Annotated in this window: 18 protein-coding genes and 1 pseudogene; 6 read left to right on the top strand and 13 right to left on the bottom strand. The window is 75.5% G+C overall.

Going from position 1 to position 14,556, the window contains the following annotated elements:
* Positions 1-155: 155 nt before the first annotated feature.
* The gene (locus tag PGB27_RS07965; protein ID WP_274199825.1) at positions 156-905 is read left to right on the top strand and encodes a GntR family transcriptional regulator; all 750 of its coding nucleotides are present in this window, start codon (positions 156-158) and stop codon (positions 903-905) included.
* A 10-nt stretch (positions 906-915) separates the two neighbouring features.
* On the opposite strand, the gene PGB27_RS07960 is transcribed toward PGB27_RS07965, so the two are convergent.
* The 4 genes from PGB27_RS07960 to PGB27_RS07945 form a co-directional block, all read right to left on the bottom strand.
* Positions 916-1,701, bottom strand: coding sequence for a CYTH domain-containing protein (locus PGB27_RS07960; RefSeq protein WP_274199824.1), 786 nt, complete (start codon positions 1,699-1,701; stop codon positions 916-918).
* A gap of 161 nt (positions 1,702-1,862) precedes the next feature.
* On the bottom strand, positions 1,863-2,063 hold the full coding sequence (locus PGB27_RS07955) for a hypothetical protein (RefSeq protein ID WP_274199823.1): 201 nt from the start codon (positions 2,061-2,063) through the stop codon (positions 1,863-1,865).
* Positions 2,064-2,152: 89 nt separating this feature from the next.
* The gene (locus PGB27_RS07950; protein WP_274199822.1) at positions 2,153-2,719 is read right to left on the bottom strand and encodes a TetR/AcrR family transcriptional regulator; all 567 of its coding nucleotides are present in this window, start codon (positions 2,717-2,719) and stop codon (positions 2,153-2,155) included.
* Positions 2,720-2,729: 10 nt separating this feature from the next.
* The gene (locus tag PGB27_RS07945; protein ID WP_274199821.1) at positions 2,730-3,065 is read right to left on the bottom strand and encodes a DMT family transporter; all 336 of its coding nucleotides are present in this window, start codon (positions 3,063-3,065) and stop codon (positions 2,730-2,732) included.
* Between the two features lie 153 nt (positions 3,066-3,218).
* Here PGB27_RS07945 and PGB27_RS07940 point away from each other — a divergent pair, with 153 nt between their 5' ends.
* Complete coding sequence (locus PGB27_RS07940; RefSeq protein ID WP_274199820.1) at positions 3,219-4,199, top strand: helix-turn-helix transcriptional regulator; 981 nt, start codon at positions 3,219-3,221, stop codon at positions 4,197-4,199.
* A gap of 29 nt (positions 4,200-4,228) precedes the next feature.
* On the opposite strand, the gene PGB27_RS07935 is transcribed toward PGB27_RS07940, so the two are convergent.
* The 3 genes from PGB27_RS07935 to PGB27_RS07925 form a co-directional block, all read right to left on the bottom strand.
* Positions 4,229-4,819, bottom strand: a complete 591-nt coding sequence (locus PGB27_RS07935; RefSeq protein ID WP_274199819.1) for a hemerythrin domain-containing protein — start codon at positions 4,817-4,819, stop codon at positions 4,229-4,231.
* 47 nt (positions 4,820-4,866) lie between these two features.
* Positions 4,867-5,082 (bottom strand): hypothetical protein, encoded by a 216-nt coding sequence (locus PGB27_RS07930; RefSeq protein ID WP_274199818.1) that lies wholly within the window; start codon positions 5,080-5,082, stop codon positions 4,867-4,869.
* 105 nt (positions 5,083-5,187) lie between these two features.
* Positions 5,188-6,075 (bottom strand): manganese catalase family protein, encoded by an 888-nt coding sequence (locus PGB27_RS07925; protein ID WP_274199817.1) that lies wholly within the window; start codon positions 6,073-6,075, stop codon positions 5,188-5,190.
* 337 nt (positions 6,076-6,412) lie between these two features.
* Here PGB27_RS07925 and PGB27_RS07920 point away from each other — a divergent pair, with 337 nt between their 5' ends.
* The 3 genes from PGB27_RS07920 (at position 6,413) to PGB27_RS07910 (ending at position 8,320) form a co-directional block, all read left to right on the top strand.
* The gene (locus PGB27_RS07920; protein ID WP_274199816.1) at positions 6,413-7,105 is read left to right on the top strand and encodes an AfsR/SARP family transcriptional regulator; all 693 of its coding nucleotides are present in this window, start codon (positions 6,413-6,415) and stop codon (positions 7,103-7,105) included.
* Positions 7,106-7,268: 163 nt separating this feature from the next.
* Positions 7,269-7,715, top strand: a complete 447-nt coding sequence (locus PGB27_RS07915; protein ID WP_274199815.1) for a DUF4383 domain-containing protein — start codon at positions 7,269-7,271, stop codon at positions 7,713-7,715.
* Between the two features lie 113 nt (positions 7,716-7,828).
* Positions 7,829-8,320, top strand: a complete 492-nt coding sequence (locus PGB27_RS07910) for a hypothetical protein (RefSeq protein WP_274199814.1) — start codon at positions 7,829-7,831, stop codon at positions 8,318-8,320.
* A gap of 7 nt (positions 8,321-8,327) precedes the next feature.
* On the opposite strand, the gene PGB27_RS07905 is transcribed toward PGB27_RS07910, so the two are convergent.
* The 3 genes and pseudogenes from PGB27_RS07905 to PGB27_RS07895 all read right to left on the bottom strand — a co-directional run bounded on the left by PGB27_RS07905 (position 8,328) and on the right by PGB27_RS07895 (position 11,039).
* Positions 8,328-9,149 carry an adenylate/guanylate cyclase domain-containing protein gene (locus PGB27_RS07905; RefSeq protein ID WP_274199813.1) on the bottom strand — a complete coding sequence of 274 codons (822 nt, stop codon included), beginning with the start codon at positions 9,147-9,149 and terminating at the stop codon, positions 8,328-8,330.
* Between the two features lie 48 nt (positions 9,150-9,197).
* Positions 9,198-10,058, bottom strand: a complete 861-nt coding sequence (locus PGB27_RS07900) for a GAF and ANTAR domain-containing protein (RefSeq protein WP_274199812.1) — start codon at positions 10,056-10,058, stop codon at positions 9,198-9,200.
* Positions 10,059-10,128: 70 nt separating this feature from the next.
* Positions 10,129-11,039, bottom strand: a pseudogene (locus PGB27_RS07895) (pseudouridine-5'-phosphate glycosidase).
* Positions 11,040-11,095: 56 nt separating this feature from the next.
* Between PGB27_RS07895 and PGB27_RS07890 the strand changes: the two are divergent.
* Entirely contained in the window at positions 11,096-12,808 is a 1,713-nt protein-coding gene (locus PGB27_RS07890) for an alpha-keto acid decarboxylase family protein (RefSeq protein ID WP_274199811.1), read from the top strand.
* Here PGB27_RS07890 and PGB27_RS07885 read toward each other — a convergent pair.
* The 3 genes from PGB27_RS07885 to PGB27_RS07875 are packed head-to-tail and all read right to left on the bottom strand — an operon-like array spanning position 12,750 to position 14,541.
* Positions 12,750-13,571 (bottom strand): cytochrome c oxidase assembly protein, encoded by an 822-nt coding sequence (locus tag PGB27_RS07885; protein ID WP_274199810.1) that lies wholly within the window; start codon positions 13,569-13,571, stop codon positions 12,750-12,752. The two genes, PGB27_RS07890 and PGB27_RS07885, sit on opposite strands and share 59 nt — an antisense overlap.
* Positions 13,568-14,029: a DUF2243 domain-containing protein gene (locus PGB27_RS07880; RefSeq protein WP_274199809.1), complete on the bottom strand. Its 462-nt coding sequence runs from the start codon at positions 14,027-14,029 to the stop codon at positions 13,568-13,570. Before PGB27_RS07880 ends, PGB27_RS07885 begins: the two co-directional genes overlap by 4 nt.
* Before the next feature lie 38 nt (positions 14,030-14,067).
* Positions 14,068-14,541 carry a MarR family winged helix-turn-helix transcriptional regulator gene (locus PGB27_RS07875; RefSeq protein WP_274199808.1) on the bottom strand — a complete coding sequence of 158 codons (474 nt, stop codon included), beginning with the start codon at positions 14,539-14,541 and terminating at the stop codon, positions 14,068-14,070.
* Positions 14,542-14,556 lie beyond the last annotated feature (15 nt).

Raw genomic sequence — 14,556 nt, 5'->3', positions numbered from 1 at the left:
CGGCTGGCTGGTCGGCTGGCTGATGGGTCTCCCGCCGTCGCTCCGTGGCGCGGCGATGACGAGGACGTTAAGCAGCGCGACCCGGCAGCGTCAATACTTTGTCCAGACATAGAGTCATAGAGACGAATGGACGCCGACCCGCTACGCTGGCCACCATGACCGTCGCCTCCGGGCCCGTCGAGCTGGACATCGACCTCGATCGCTCCAGCCCGGTGCCGCTCTACCACCAGCTCGCGGTCGCCCTCGAGCGCGCGATCGGCGACGGCCGCCTGCGCGCGGGCGACCGGCTGGAGAACGAGCTGGCCATGACCACCCGCCTCGGCCTCGCCCGCCCCACGGCGCGCCAGGCGATCCAGGAGCTCGTGCGCAAGGGCCTGCTGGTTCGCAAGCGCGGCGTCGGCACCCAGGTCGTCGCCGCGCCGCCCATTCGCCGCGACGTCAAGTTCTCGAGCCTGCACGACGACCTCGCCTCGTCGGGCCACGAGCCGTCGACGGAGCTTCTCGAGCGCGCGGAGGGCACCCCCGCCGAGCTGGGCGTCGACGAACTCGTCGAGGTCGACGAGCCGCTGACCTACCTGCGTCGCCTGCGCCGGGTGGACGGCGAACCGCTCGCGATCATGTCGAACTACCTGCCCGCCCGGTTCCGCCTCGAGGACGACGACCTGCGCGAGCGCGGCCTCTACGCGACCCTGCGCGCACAGGGCGTCGGCTTCGCGATCGCGCACCAGACGATCGGCGCGCGCCTGGTGACGACGGAGGAGGCCGGGCTGCTCGGCGAGACCGAGCCCGCGGCGTGCGTGACGATGCAGCGCCTCGTCTACGACGACACCGGACGCCTCGTCGAGCTCGGCCGGCACATCTACCGCGCCTCGCAGTACTCCGTGCAGACCTCGCTGGTGATCTGACGGCGCTCCCCTAGGTCGGGTGGGCGGCGCGCAGCACGTCGGCCCACACCGCGGTCTTGGTGCGGTGCGGGGGCTCGGGGACGAGGCCGTGACCCGTCAGGAACCCCGCGACGGCCTCGGCGGTGACGCGGGCGTCGGCCGGCGCGCAGCGCGCGGAGAACTCCTCGAGCACCCGACCGCCCGGGAAGCGGCAGCGCTCGTGGCGGGCGTGGGCGAGCCGGCACTGCGGCCGCGGCACCGAGCCGCGCTCGATGTCCAGCGGCCCGTGGACGCCGAGCGCCGCCTCGGCGAGGTCCGGCACCGCGCCCGCGAGCAGCGCGGCCTGGTCACCGGTGAGCAGGTCGTGCACGTCGACCCGGCCGTCGCGGCACGCCGACGCGCGCCCGGCGGGGACGGGCTCGCGCACCTGGGTGCTGCGGAAGACGGCGCCGGGCAGCACGTCGAGCTCCACGCGCACGCCGGGCGGCGGGGCGCCGCCGGGCACCGGGTCCTCGCCGCGGACCCGGACCGTGAGGTCCCAGCGGTCGCGCCCGCGGTCGCGCAGGCGGACGTGGACGCCGCGGTGGGCCAGCGCGAGGTCGGGCGTGTCGAGCAGGTGCAGCCGCCGGGTCCGCACGCGCCCGTGGCGGCCCGCGAGGCGCAGCGTCGAGCCCTCCCGGGGCACGAGCAGCACCTTGAGCTCGACGCTCTCGGCGCCGGCCTCGGCGATGCTGCTCCACGTGGCGTCGCCGGGCGGCGGGAAGCCGAGAGCCGTTGCGAGGTCGGCTCCCCACAGCGTCCGTGGCCGCTCGAGCATGCGCGCTCCTGCCGACGCGGACGTCGCGGATCGGGGGCGGCGGGCGCCGCGGCACGCTGCTCGACCGCGGTCCGACGACCGTAGGCGATGACCCCGGGCCGGGTCACCTCGTCGAGAGATCCGCTCGGCCGTCCGGAGCACGGATGACGCTCGGCGGCGGCTCACGCCGTCCGCTGCTTGCCCTCCCACAGCTCGCCGCCGGTGAGCACGTAGACGAAGGGCACGACCGGCACGAGGGCGAGGACCGCCCAGACGATCTTCGCGGTGCCGCTGAGCTCCGGGCGCACGATGAGGTTGAGCCACACGAGCACCACCGCGACGGGGTGCAGGAAACAGACCAGCAGCTCGGCGAGCTTCTTCATCGTCGCGTCCGCGGGTGTTCGGGGTCGCCCGGAGGGCCACCGAGGAGCCGACCGTAGCGGGAACGTCCGACGCCGCACCAGACTCCCGATCACCCCGGCGCTCCCGGCACGAGGGCCCGCAGCACCGCCTCGACGTCCGCGGCGGTCCACGGCGCAGGGTCGCACCAGCAGCGCAGGAACAGGCCGTCGACGGCCGCGCCCACCGCCACCCGCTTCCGCGGATCCGGGACGACGGGGGCGAGCGCGGCGTCGAGCGCGCGGGTCCAGCGCTCCCATTCGTCGCGCAGCCCGGGACGGCGCCCGGCCTGCAGGCACAGCTCGTACTCGGCGTCGATCGAGCCCTCGGGCCCCACCGCCCCGGCCGCGACGAGGGCCGCGAGCGGGGGCAGGGGGTCCGCCTGGCGCGCGCAGCGCTCGAGGGCGCCCACCCACTCGTCGTTGACCGCGGCCAGCGTCGCCTGCAGCAGCGCGTCGACGGTCGGGAAGTGGTAGCTCACGAGGCTCGGCGCGAGCCCGGCCTCCGCCGCGACGGCCCGCTGGGTCACCGCGGCCACCCCGCCGCGCGAGATGACGCGCATCGTCGCCTCGCGCAGCAACCGCCGGCGCTCCTCGCCCTTGCGGCGGCGGCCGTCGGTCGCGGACAGCGTCTCCGTCACGCCGTCTCCGTCACGCCGCGCCCGTGTTCCGGGCGCCGAGCTCGAGGGCGAGGACGCCGGCGATGACGAGCGCGATGCCCCCGACCTGGATCCACGTCAGCGACTCGCCGAGGAAGAGCGTCCCGGCGATCGCGACGAGGGCGACGCCGGCGGCGGCCCACACGCCGTAGGCGACGCTGACCCCCAGCCCGCGCGCGAGCGCCTGGGAGAGCAGCGCGAACGTCGCGAGGTAGCCCACGACCACGACGATCGAGGGCACGAGCCGCGTGAAGCCCTCGGAGAGCTTGAGCGACACGGTCGCGACGACCTCGCAGAGGATCGCGATCGCGAGCAGCAGGTAGGCCACGGGAGGCACCTTCCGGAGAAAACTGGTCAGCCGCCCAGGATTCTACGTGTCCGCTGTGCTGCTGGCTGATGGAAAGCGTGCCGAAGTACCCTCTCGCCCATCCGAGGCCGCTCGGTCATACTCGGTTGCGCGCGACCGATCGAGGAGAGTGGGATGACGGACGGCGGGAGCGGACCGGAGCCGGTCCTGCGCTACCGGTGGGCGAGCACCGATCCCGAGGCCGCCACCGAGTACGTGCGCAAGACCTACACCGACCTGGCGCCGGTGGACGTGGCCCCGGAGGACTTCACGTTCTGGGTCGAGGGCGCCGCGGCCGGTGCCCTCGAGATCAGCCGCCTGCGGCACTCCGGCGGGCTGCGCACCTACTCCCAGCCGACGGACGCGCTCGTGGTCGTCGAGACCCTGGAGGGCGGCCCCACCTGGGTCGACGACGGGAGCGGCCGGGTCGCGGGGCGGCTCAAGCTCCTGCCGAGCTGGGCGCCCTACGAGACCGGGTGGGACGACGTCACCGCCCGCGTCTGCATGGTCGACCAGGCCGAGGTCGTCCGGGTCGGCGCGGAGCTCGCGGGGCTGGAGCGGGAGGCCGTCGCCTTCACGGGGTCGGCGCCGGTCTCGCCGGCGCTCGCGGACTACTGGTCACGCCTGGTCGCGCACGTCGACGACGTGCTGGGCTCCGACGAGCTCATGGCCGCGCCACTCGTCCGCGCGAACCTCGTGCGCCAGCTCGCCGTCGCCATGCTCGCGACCTTCCCGAACACGGTCCGGCACGCGCTGTGCGGCCCCGGCGGGCACGACGAGGACAACGCCGAACCGGGCACGGTCCGCCGGGCCGTCGAGTTCATGGACGCCCACGCGCACGAGGACATCGGGCTGACCGAGATCGCGGAGGCCGCCCGGATCGGCCCGCGGTCCCTCCAGCTCGCCTTCCGCCGCCACCGCGACACCACGCCCCTGGAGTACCTGCGCCGGGTGCGCCTCGAGAGCGCCCACCGCGACCTGCAGGCCGCCGACCCCACGCGCGGCGACCGCGTCGAGACGATCGCCGCGCGCTGGGGGTTCGGCCACCCGGGCCGCTTCTCGGTGGTCTACCGGGAGCACTACGGACGCTCGCCGAGCGCGACGCTGCGGCACTGAGCGGTCGCGCGGCTCCCTCTCCGGGCTGCTCAGCGACCCCGGCCGGTGAGCGCGTCGCGCACCCGGTCCACGAGACCGGTGCCCGGGGCGAGGGCCGCGAGCTTCCCGCCCTCCGACGGCGCGCCGGGGTGCGGGCGCGTCGGCGCCGTGTACTCGGTCGACTGCAGGCGACGGCCGATCTCCTCCCGGTGCTCCTTCGACACCGCCGCGGCGAGACGGGGGAACAGGTACTGCTCCTCCTCCCCCACGTGCTGGGCGATGAGGTTGGTGAGGATCCGGTAGGTGATCCAGAAGTCGCCGCTCTTCGCCGGGAGTCCCTCGAGGCGCTTCATGGTCCGCTCGGCGTCGTCGTGCTCGGCGATCTCGCGATCGGCGAGGGCGTCGCCGTCGTCGAGGACCTCGCGCACGAGCGGGTAGAGGTGCACCTCCTCGGCCACCGAGTGCTGCACGAGGCGGGTGACGACCTCCCGGGCGGTGTCCTCGACCTCGGACGCCGAGGAGCCGAACCGGGCCTCGAGCTCGGCGAAGAGCCGCTCGACCTCCCGGTGCTCGGCGGACAGGAGGTCGATGAAGTCCGTGGACTGCTCGTTCGACTGCGGGGTCTGTGGCGTGGTGGTCACGGGGTGACTCCCGTCTGGGCTCGCGGGTGGTGCCGACGGCTGGGACGTCAACCGGCCGCGGTGTACCCACTCGCACCGGACTCCTCGCCCTGCCGCCGGTGGACGATCACGGCGAGCGGCCGGACCGACACCGCCGCCACGGCGAGCGCGAGCTGCAGGACCGTCGGGCCGTCGAGGGCGTGCGTCACCAGGCCCGCGGCGACCAGGGCGAGCGAGAGCACCGCGGCGACGGCCACGACGCGGCCGGGCGAGGGCCGGGGCACGGGGACCTCCTCGGGGTGGGCCGGCGGACGCCGGCGGGGACGACGTGCCGCCCGTGGGCGGACCCGTGCGGGGCACGGGACCGCCCACGTGGGGGCGGACGGCCGTCAGGCCTGGCCGGACGCGCTCCGGCTGCCGTTGCGGGTCCCGTCGGGACGCTGGCCGTTGGGGCCGCCGGGCACCGTCGCGTAGAGGTACGGGTCGGCCGACGGCGGCGTGGGCTCCGGCGCCAGCGGCTCCGGGCTGTCCACGTAGCTGAAGTCGCCGCGCCCGTCGGGACGCGGCCCCGAGGCCCAACGGCCCTGGGCCGAGTCGCTGCCCGCCGAGAGGTTCCACAGCTGCCCGGAGTACTCGTCGAACTCCTCGTCGATGATCCCGGACGGCACCGGGTCGTACTCGAGGCCCTCGTCCTTGAGCTCCTCGATGGCGGCGAGCCACTGGTTCTGGTGCATCGAGTCGCGCGCCAGGTTGAACTTGAGCATCTTCTTGACGCCGGGGTCGTCGGTCATGTTGTAGACGCGCGCGGCCTGGATCTTGCTCTGGCCCTCGGCGGCCGCGTTGACGCGGAAGTCGGCGAGCAGGTTGCCGCTCGCGACGATCCACTTGCCGCTCCACGGCGTCCCGGCGGAGTCGGCGAGCACCGGGCCGCCGCCGGAGACGATGGAGTGCTGCGGGTTCTGGCCGCCGACGATCGCGGCGAGCATCGGGTTGTCCTCACAGGCCCGCGCGGTCTGCTCGGCGGGGGCGCCCTCGAGCAGCTTCGCGATCATGTTCGAGATCATCTCGACGTGGGCCAGCTCCTCGGTGCCCGTGTCGAGCAGCAGGTCCTTGTACTTGCCGGGGATGCGGCAGTTCCAGCCCTGCATGAGGTACTGCATCGCGACCGTGAGCTCACCCCAGTGACCGCCGAGGAGCTCCTGGAGCTTCATCGCGAAGACGGGGTCGGGACGCTCGGGGGTCGACTCGAACTGCAGGCCCTTGTAGTGGAAGAACACGGCACTCCTCGCGGGGGGTCGCGGAACGGGACGATCACGCCGGATCTCCGGCGACCGGGGAGACAGTGCCGGGCGGCCGTGTACGCCCTGTGCCGGCGCGTGTACCTCCGGTCGTCGCGATCGGCGTTCTCCCGAGCGCACCGACGGCGTCACGAGACACGTCACGGGATCCGTCACGGGAGGCGTCACGGCACCGTCACCCCCGGCGGCACCGGAGCAGGCGACCGGGTCGTGCGCGACGCGGTTTGTGGGGAACGGGGTCGGGAACCAGGAGTGGGACGCAGGTTCACCACCGGGAGCCGCACCGCGAGTCCGCGACTCAGGATGTGGAGGCCTCGTGGAGCCGACCGCACACGCCGAGCTCTCGGTGCTCGGCCGCATCTCCTGTCGCTCCGGCGGTCGACCGCTGCTGCTCGCGCCGCGCGGGGAGCGCCTGCTGGCGTACCTCGCGCTGCAGCGGACGCCGGTCCGGCGCGACCAGGTCTACGGCGCCCTGTGGGGCGACTCGTCCGACGCCCGCGCGGCGTCCAACCTGCGCTCGACCCTCTGGCGCCTGCCCCGCACGGAGGCCGGCCCGCTGGTCGAGGTCGCCGAGGGTCACGTCGGGCTCTGCCCCGGCATCACGGTCGACCTGTGGCGTCTCGAGGGCGAGGACGTCGAGGAGTGCGAGCAGGTGCTCCTCGCCGGGGACCTCCTGCCCGGCTGGGACGACGACTGGGTCTCCGTCGAGCGCGAGCGCTACCGGCAGCTTCGCCTGCACGCCCTCGAGGAGCTGTGCGCCGCCCGCCGCAGCGCGGCGCGGTTCGCCGACGCGCTGCGGCTCGGGCTCGTGGCGGTGCAGACCGAGCCGCTGCGCGAGACCGCGCACCGGCAGGTGATCGAGGTGCACCTCGCGGAGGGCAACGCGGGCGAGGCGCTGCGCCAGTACGACGCGTTCCGCCGCCTCCTGCACGCCGAGCTGGGGCTCCCGCCGTCGCCGGCGATGCGCCGCCTCGTCGACACGGTGCTCGACGCCTCGGCGGCGGTCTGACATCGCGGTCCGTCATCACGGTCTGGCATCACGGTCTGGCATCACGGTCTGACATCGCGGTCTGACATCTCGGTCCGACATCGAGTGTGCGAACGGTGTGGTCGAGGGCAGCGGATCGGGTAGTCGGGCGCTCTCCCGACCCGACCACGAGGAGGTGGTGGCCATGGCCACCCGCTCGACGTCCCCGATGACCCGCACCCCGGTGCAGGTCGTCGCCCTGATCTTCGGAGTGGTGTTCCTGCTGGTGGGGGTGCTGGGCTTCGTGCCGGGCATCACCACCGGTGACGGGCTCGCGCTCGCCGGACCGCACTCCGGGGCCATGCTGCTCGGCCTGTTCCACGTGTCCGTGCTGCACAACATCGTGCACCTGCTCTTCGGCGTCGCCGGACTGCTCGCGGCCCGGACCGCACCCGCCGCCCGCAGCTACCTGCTGATCAGCGGCGTGATCTACGCGGTGCTCGTCGTCTACGGGCTGCTCGTGCCGTCCGACAGCGCGGCGAACTTCGTGCCGGTCAACGGCGCCGACAACGCGCTGCACGTCGTCCTCGCCGTGGCGATGCTCGCCGCCGGCCTCGCGCTGGGCCGTGGTGCCGCGCGCGTGCGTCGCTGACGTCCGGCCCCTGTCGTGCGGCGCTTCACCCGAGAGGCGGCGCACGTGTGGGCGGTCCGGCGCACCGGGGACCCGCCGGTGACCGCACCCCCGCCGTCCCGGGAGGGACCTTCGTGACCACCGCTCTGCGGACCCGGCCCGCCGACCGCCTCGGCCCCGTCGACCGCACCGTCCTCGCCCTCGGCCGCGGAGCGCTCGCCGGCCTGCTCGGCACCGCGGCCATGACCGTCTCGAGCACGATCGAGATGCGCCTGCAGGGCCGCGGGTCGTCGACGACCCCGGCGCAGGCCGTCTCCGAGGTCACCGGCGTGCGGCCCGCGGACGACACCGCGCAGCAGCGGCTCAACACCCTCGCGCACTGGGGCTACGGCACCGCCTGGGGCCTGGGCCGCGGTGCGCTCGACCTCGCCGGGCGCCGCGGCCCGCTCGCGTCGGCGATCCACCTCGCGGCCGTCCTCGGTGCCGAGCAGGTGATGATGCCCGCGCTCGGCCTCGGCTCGCCGACCCCGCGCTACGGGGCGTCCGCCGCGGCCACCGACGCCCTGCACCACGTCGTCTACGCCGGCGCGACGGGACTCGCGTACGACGCCCTCGTGGGTCGCTGAACGACCGTCACGCGGGCCGGTCGACCGCGAAGATCTGCAGGTCCCCGGGGGTGCCCTTGAGGCGCGTGTGCCAGCGCTTGCGGCGCACGCGCAGGCTCGCCTCGTCGAGGCGCGCGAGCAGCTCGCCGCTGACGAGGACCTCGCCGGGGCCGGCGCGGTCGCCGAGGCGCGCCGCCGTGTTCACGGCCACGCCGAGGTAGTCGCCGCCCACCCGGCGCGGCCGGCCGAGGTGCAGGCCCGCGCGCATCCGGGGCGTCCAGCCGTCGGCGTGCACGTCCGCGAGACGCGTGCGCGCGGCGAACACGGCCTCGAGCGCGGCGGCGGGGTCGGCGAACGCCGCCATCATCCCGTCGCCGAGGCGCTTGACGACGGTGCCCGCGCGCTCGGTGACCGGCTTCTCCCAGGCCTCGCTGACCTCGCGCAGGACGCGCTGCACCTCGTCGTCGCCCGCCTGCAGCGCCCAGCGGGAGAACTCGACGAGGTCGGTGAACACCAGCGCCACCTCGCGCTCGCCCGCCCCGCCGCCGAACCGCTCGAGCACCGCCTGCCAGAGCTGCAGCCCGCCCAGCGAGACCTCGCGCGTGACGCCCGGCCGGTCGCCGGTGAGGTCGACGACGGCGCGGCCCACGAACTCCGCGTGCTTCGCGCCGCCGAGCGAGAGCGGGTCACCGAAGTGCGCGTCGCCGGGCAGCGCGCGGCGCACCCGCTGCACCGCGGCGCGCAGCCCCTCGGAGCGGTCGAGCTCGCGGGCCCGCCGTCCCGCGGTGCTCAGGGCCGCCCGCCACCGTGCGGACCGGCTGCCGGCGGCGGGTGTCTCGTCGTCGGTCATGCGGTGATCCTCGTGCACGTCCCGATCACCGGCCGGTCGGTGGTCGGCTCAGAGGTCGGCCCGGCGCTCCGCGAGCGTGGCCGCGACGTCACGCAGCTTGACGTTGAGGTCCTGGGACGCGCGGCGCAGGACGTCGAACGCCTGGTCGGCGGGCAGGCCGCGCCGCTCCATGAGGATGCCCTTGGCCTGGCCGATGACGTCGCGCGAGTCGAGCGCGGTCTGGAACTCGACGTCGCGCAGCTGCGCGGCCTCGGTGACCGTGACGTACGCCAGCGCGGTCGACAGGTGGGCGGCGAGCAGGATCCCGGCCTCGCGGTCGGTCTGCCCGAAGCCGCCGGTGCCGCGGCGGTAGAAGTTCAGCGCGCCGCGCAGCGGTCGCTTCTCGCCGACGGGGAACAGCCCGACCGCGAAGACGCTGCCCACCCCGAGCGCCGCGGCGGCGGGCCCGAAGCGGGGCCACTGCTCGTCCCGGGCGAGGTCCTCGCTGCCGGCGACACCGAGCCCGCCGGCCTCGAGCGCGCGGACACACGGCCCCTCCTCGTGCCGGTACTGCTCCTCGTCGAGCCGCACCGCGAGCTCGTCGGAGTAGGCCGGGGTCGCGTAGCCGTCGCGGCCGCCCCTCTCCCGGCCGGCCCGCCGCAGCGTCACGCTGACGACGTCGGCGGTGGGGACCAGGCGCGCGCCGAGGTCCACGACACGGGTGAGGACCTCGTCCATGCCGCCGACCTCGGGCGTCGCCAGCAGGGTGTGCGTCAGCTCACCGACCGCCTGCGCGAGCAGGCCGACGCGGGGGCCGGCGCGCGTGCCCCCGTTGACGGGGAAGTCGTCGTTGCCCTGCGCGCGCTCGGTCGCGTCCTCGGCCGCGAACGCCCGGCGCTCGGCGTCCCAGTCGACCTCGCTGCCGGTCACGCCGTCTCCCCTCGCCCTCGTCCCGACGGCCGTACCCGTCGTCCGTCCGTTCCTACACGACGACCGCTGCTCATGCGGCTGGTGACCGGCCGGCCAGGACGACCGCCACCTCACCGGCCAGCGCCGTGTTGCCGAGGTACACCGCCGTGTTGACCTCGAGGCTGCGCCCCTCGGTGGCGCGGTGCACGTGGTCGAGCAGGAAGGGGGTCGTGTCGTGACCGGTGACGCCGCCCGCGTCCGCGGCGGCGAGCGCGGCGTCCAGCACCGCGCGGTGCTCCGCGACGTCGAGCTGCGCCGCGGCGGCGACGGGGTTCGCCAGCAGCACCGCTCCGGGCAGGCCCAGCGCGTCACGGGCGCGGATCACCGCGGCGGCCTCCGCCGGCGCGTCCACCCGCGCGGGCACGGGCACACCGGCGTCGGTGACGTAGAAGCCCGGGAGGCGTCGGTGCGGTAGCCGAGCACCGTGACGTTCAGCGTCTCGAGGCGCTCGAGGGTCGCGGGGACGTCGAGGATCGACTTCACGCCCGCCGACACCACGGTGATCGGTACGCCGGCGAGCGCGACGAGGTCGGCGGACTCGTCGAAGGTCGTGGACGCGCCCCGGTGGACCCCGCCGAGCCCGCCCGTCGCGAACACCCCGATCCCCGCGCGGTGGGCGAGCCAGGCCGTCGCGGCCACCGTCGTGCCCCCGTCGACGCCGCGGGCCACCGCCGCCGGGAGGTCGCGCACGCTGAGCTTCTCGACCCGGTCGCCCTCGGCCAGGCGCGCCAGCTCCGCGGCGCCGAGGCCGACGACGGGCTGCCCGGCGACGACACCGATCGTCGCGGGGACGACGTCCGCGCGCCGCAGCAGGTCCTCGGCCGCGCGGGCGACCTCGAGGTTGCGGGGGCGCGGCAGGCCGTGCGTGACGATCGTGGTCTCGAGGGCCACGACCGGCCGCCCGGCCGCGACCGCCGCGCGGATCTCCTCGGACACGAGCACCGTGCTGTCCTCCCGAGCCTGGTCCGGGTGCCGCCGACGATGAGAGTCTGCCGCGCGTGAGCGGATACACCGTCGCGGACCACCTCGTCGACCGGCTGGCCGAGCTGGGGGTGGACCGCGTCTTCGGCGTCCCCGGCGACTACAGCCTCGCCATGCTCGACCACGTCACGCACCACCCGACGGTGCGCTGGACCGGGTGCACCAACGAGCTCAACGCCGGCTACGCCGCCGACGGCTACGGACGCCTGCGCGGGATCGCCGCGCTGTGCACGACGTTCGGTGTCGGCGAGCTCAGCGCCATCAACGCGATCGCCGGCGCCTACGCCGAGCACGTCCCGGTGGTGCACGTCGTCGGGGCGCCCGCGCTGACGGCCCAGGCCCAGCGGCGTCCCGTGCACCACACCCTCGGCGACGGGGTGTTCGGCCACTTCACCGCGATGCACGCCGACATCACGTGCGCGCGGGCCTCGCTGACGCCCGAGAACGCCGTCGCCGAGATCGACCGGGTGCTGCGCGCGGTCCGCGACCGGCGCCTGCCCGGCTACCTCGTCGTCCCCGCCGACGTCGCCGCCGCGCCCGTCCCCGAGGCCACGACGCCCCTGCCCCCGGCCGTCGACACCACCGACCCCGAGGCACTGGCGGGCTTGGTCGACGCCGCGCGGCGCCTGCTCGAGACCGCGGCGTCGCCCGACGACGTCGCCGTGCTCGCCGGGCTGATCGTCCACCGGCTCGGCGCCGCGGAGACCCTCGCGGACCTCCTCGCCGCCGGACCCCTGCCGCACGCGACGACGCCGTGGGCGAAGAGCCTCGTCGACGAGAGCGCCCCGCGCTTCGCCGGCACCTACACCGGGGCGGCGAGCCCGCCGGCCACGCGCACGGCGGTCGAGGACGCCGCGGTGCTGATCGTCGCCGGCGTGACGTTCACCGACCTCGACAGCGGCATGTTCACCCAGCACATCACCCGCAACCGCACCATCGACGTCGGTCCGCGCTCGGCGACGGTCGGGGCGGCGACGTTCGCGCCGGTGGAGCTGCCAACGGCGCTCGCCGCGCTGCGCCCGCTGGTCGCCGAGGTCGCCGCGCGCCGCTCCGGCCCGGCGCCCTCGGAGCCCCTCGCCGCGCCCACGCCCGCCGCCGACGCCGCTCCGGACGACCAGGCGCTGAGCCAGACGAGCCTGTGGCGGGAGGTCAGCGCGGCGCTGCGCACCGGCGACGTCGTGCTCGCCGACCAGGGCACGAGCTTCTACGGCATGGCCCCGCACCGCCTGCCGGCCGGCGTCACCTTCGTCGGCCAGCCGCTGTGGGCCTCGATCGGCTACACGCTGCCCGCGCTGCTCGGCACGTGCACCGCGCACCCGGGGCACCGCGGGGTGCTGCTCATCGGCGACGGCGCCGCGCAGATGACCGCCACCGAGCTCGCGACCGTGCTGCGCGAGCGCATCCCCGCCGTGATCGTCGTCGTCGACAACGACGGCTACACCGTGGAGCGCGCCATCCACGGGCCCGCCGAGCCCTACAACGACATCGCGCGGTGGGACTGGCCGACGCTGGCCCGCGCCATGGGCGACGGCGAGCACCTGGCGGCGACCCGCGCGACGACGGTGGGCGAGCTGCGCGCGGCGTTCGCGGACGCGACCGAGCACCCCGACCGCGTCACCCTGGTCCAGGCCGTCGTGCCGCGCGACGACGTCCCGGACCTGCTCGCCGCCCTCACCCGGGTGCTGGGTGCCCGCCCGACACCGGAGCCCGCGCCGGAGCCGGCGCGCTGACGGTCCGGCGCCGCTCGCGGCGCAGCTCCCGCCCACCGCGGGCGTACCAGGCGGCCATCAGCGCGACCGCGAGCGCGACCTCGACCGCGCTGCCGCCGTAGTACATGACCTGCGCGCCGAGCCGGATGTCCGCCGCGCTCCCGGCCTCGGCGGGCAGGAGGCGCGCGTACATGAGCTTGGCCAGCACGTCGTGCCCCGCGGCCGCGACCAGCAGCGTCAGCAGCGCGCCGACCGTGCCGGGGCGGCGCGGGAGGGGGTCGGGGCCGACGAGCAGGGTCGCGAGCAGGAAGCCGGCGAGCACCATGTGCAGGTCGACCAGCGCCATCAGCGCGGGGTGCGCGTGGGCGAGGGCGAAGAGGTCGGTGAGGTAGAACGCCGCCATCCCGCCGAGCTCGAGCACGAGGACCGCCGGGGGCCACGTGACCACGCACGCGGGCGCGCTGTGCAGCACGGCGAGCAGGTGACGGCGGCCCGGGGTCGGCAGCGCGCGCAGCGCCAGCGTCACGGGCGCGCCCAGCGCGAGCAGCAGCGGCGCCACCATCGCGAGCAGCAGGTGCGCGACGACGTGCACGACGAACAGGTGGTGCGCGTGTGTCGCGAGCGGCGGCAGCAGGGCGATCCCGAGCGTGGCCACCCCGGCGGCCGCGGCGGCCCACCGTCGGAGCGGCCAGCAGTCACCCCGGCGGTGCAGCCGCAGTCCGGCCGCGAGGTAGGCCCCGGCGACGGCCAGCAGCGGCAGCGCCGGCCACCAGCCCGTGCTCACCGCGACGCCACGGGCCGGGCCCGCCCGGCGAGCAGCACCGCGCCGACCACGATCCCCAGCGCGCCGCTGATGTTCCAGGCGAGGTCGTAGGGCAGCAGGTCGACCTCGTAGCGGATCTGGTGCAGCCCGAGCACCTTGTGCTGGAACAGCCCGTCGTAGACCTGGAACGCGCCCCAGCCCAGGAACCCGCCGCCCCACACCCGCTTCGGGACGGTGGCGTGGCGGCGCTGGAGGTCGGCGAAGAGGAACAGGCCGACGACGATCGCGAGCCACCCGCCGGCGTGGAAGAACCCGTCGGACACCAGGCCCGCCTCGAGCGTCGACCCGTCGTAGAAGTGGTGCCAGTGCAGCAGCTGGTGGAAGACGGTCTCGTCGATGAACGCCGCGACGCCCACGCCGATGAGGACACCGGCGAGGACGGACCGGCCGGTCGCCGGCCCCGCTGCTGTCGTGGTCATGCGGCGTGGTGCCCGGCACGAGCGGGGCGCACACCGGGTCAGGCGGGCGGCAGCGTCCGGTAGCCGGGGTGCACGCCGGGGGCGAGGCCCCGGTCGGCCGCGACCTTGGCGAGCAGCTCGCGCAGCCGCGCACGCTCGCCGGGGTCGAGGGCGGCGAGCAGGTCGTCGTCGTGCTCGCGGGCGACCCGGCCGATGTCCGCGAGCAGGGCCGTACCGGCGTCGGTGAGGTGCACGGCGTGCAGGCGCCGGTCGGCGGGGTTGCGGCGGCGCTCGACGAGCCCGCGCTCCTCGAGGCCGTCGACGAGCGCGACGAGCCGGGTCGCGGGCGTGCCGAGCCGGTCGGCGAGGGCCTGCTGGCTGCTGCCGGGCGCGCCGGCGATCGCGCGCAGCAGGCCGGTCTGGGGCGGGGTCAGGTCGAGCTCGCCGATCCGCTGCGCGAAGGCCTGGGCGGCGTGCGTGCCCAGCTGCGTCAACAGGAACGCGCTGCCCACGGGCGGGACGGGTGCGTGCACGAGGACGACGATAGC

Origin of the sequence: Actinomycetospora lemnae, assembly GCF_028737315.1 — a bacterium.
Taxonomy (GTDB): domain Bacteria; phylum Actinomycetota; class Actinomycetes; order Mycobacteriales; family Pseudonocardiaceae; genus Actinomycetospora; species Actinomycetospora lemnae.
The sequence above is the reverse complement of the archived record's forward strand: the minus strand, read 5'-3'. Positions and strand labels throughout refer to the sequence as shown.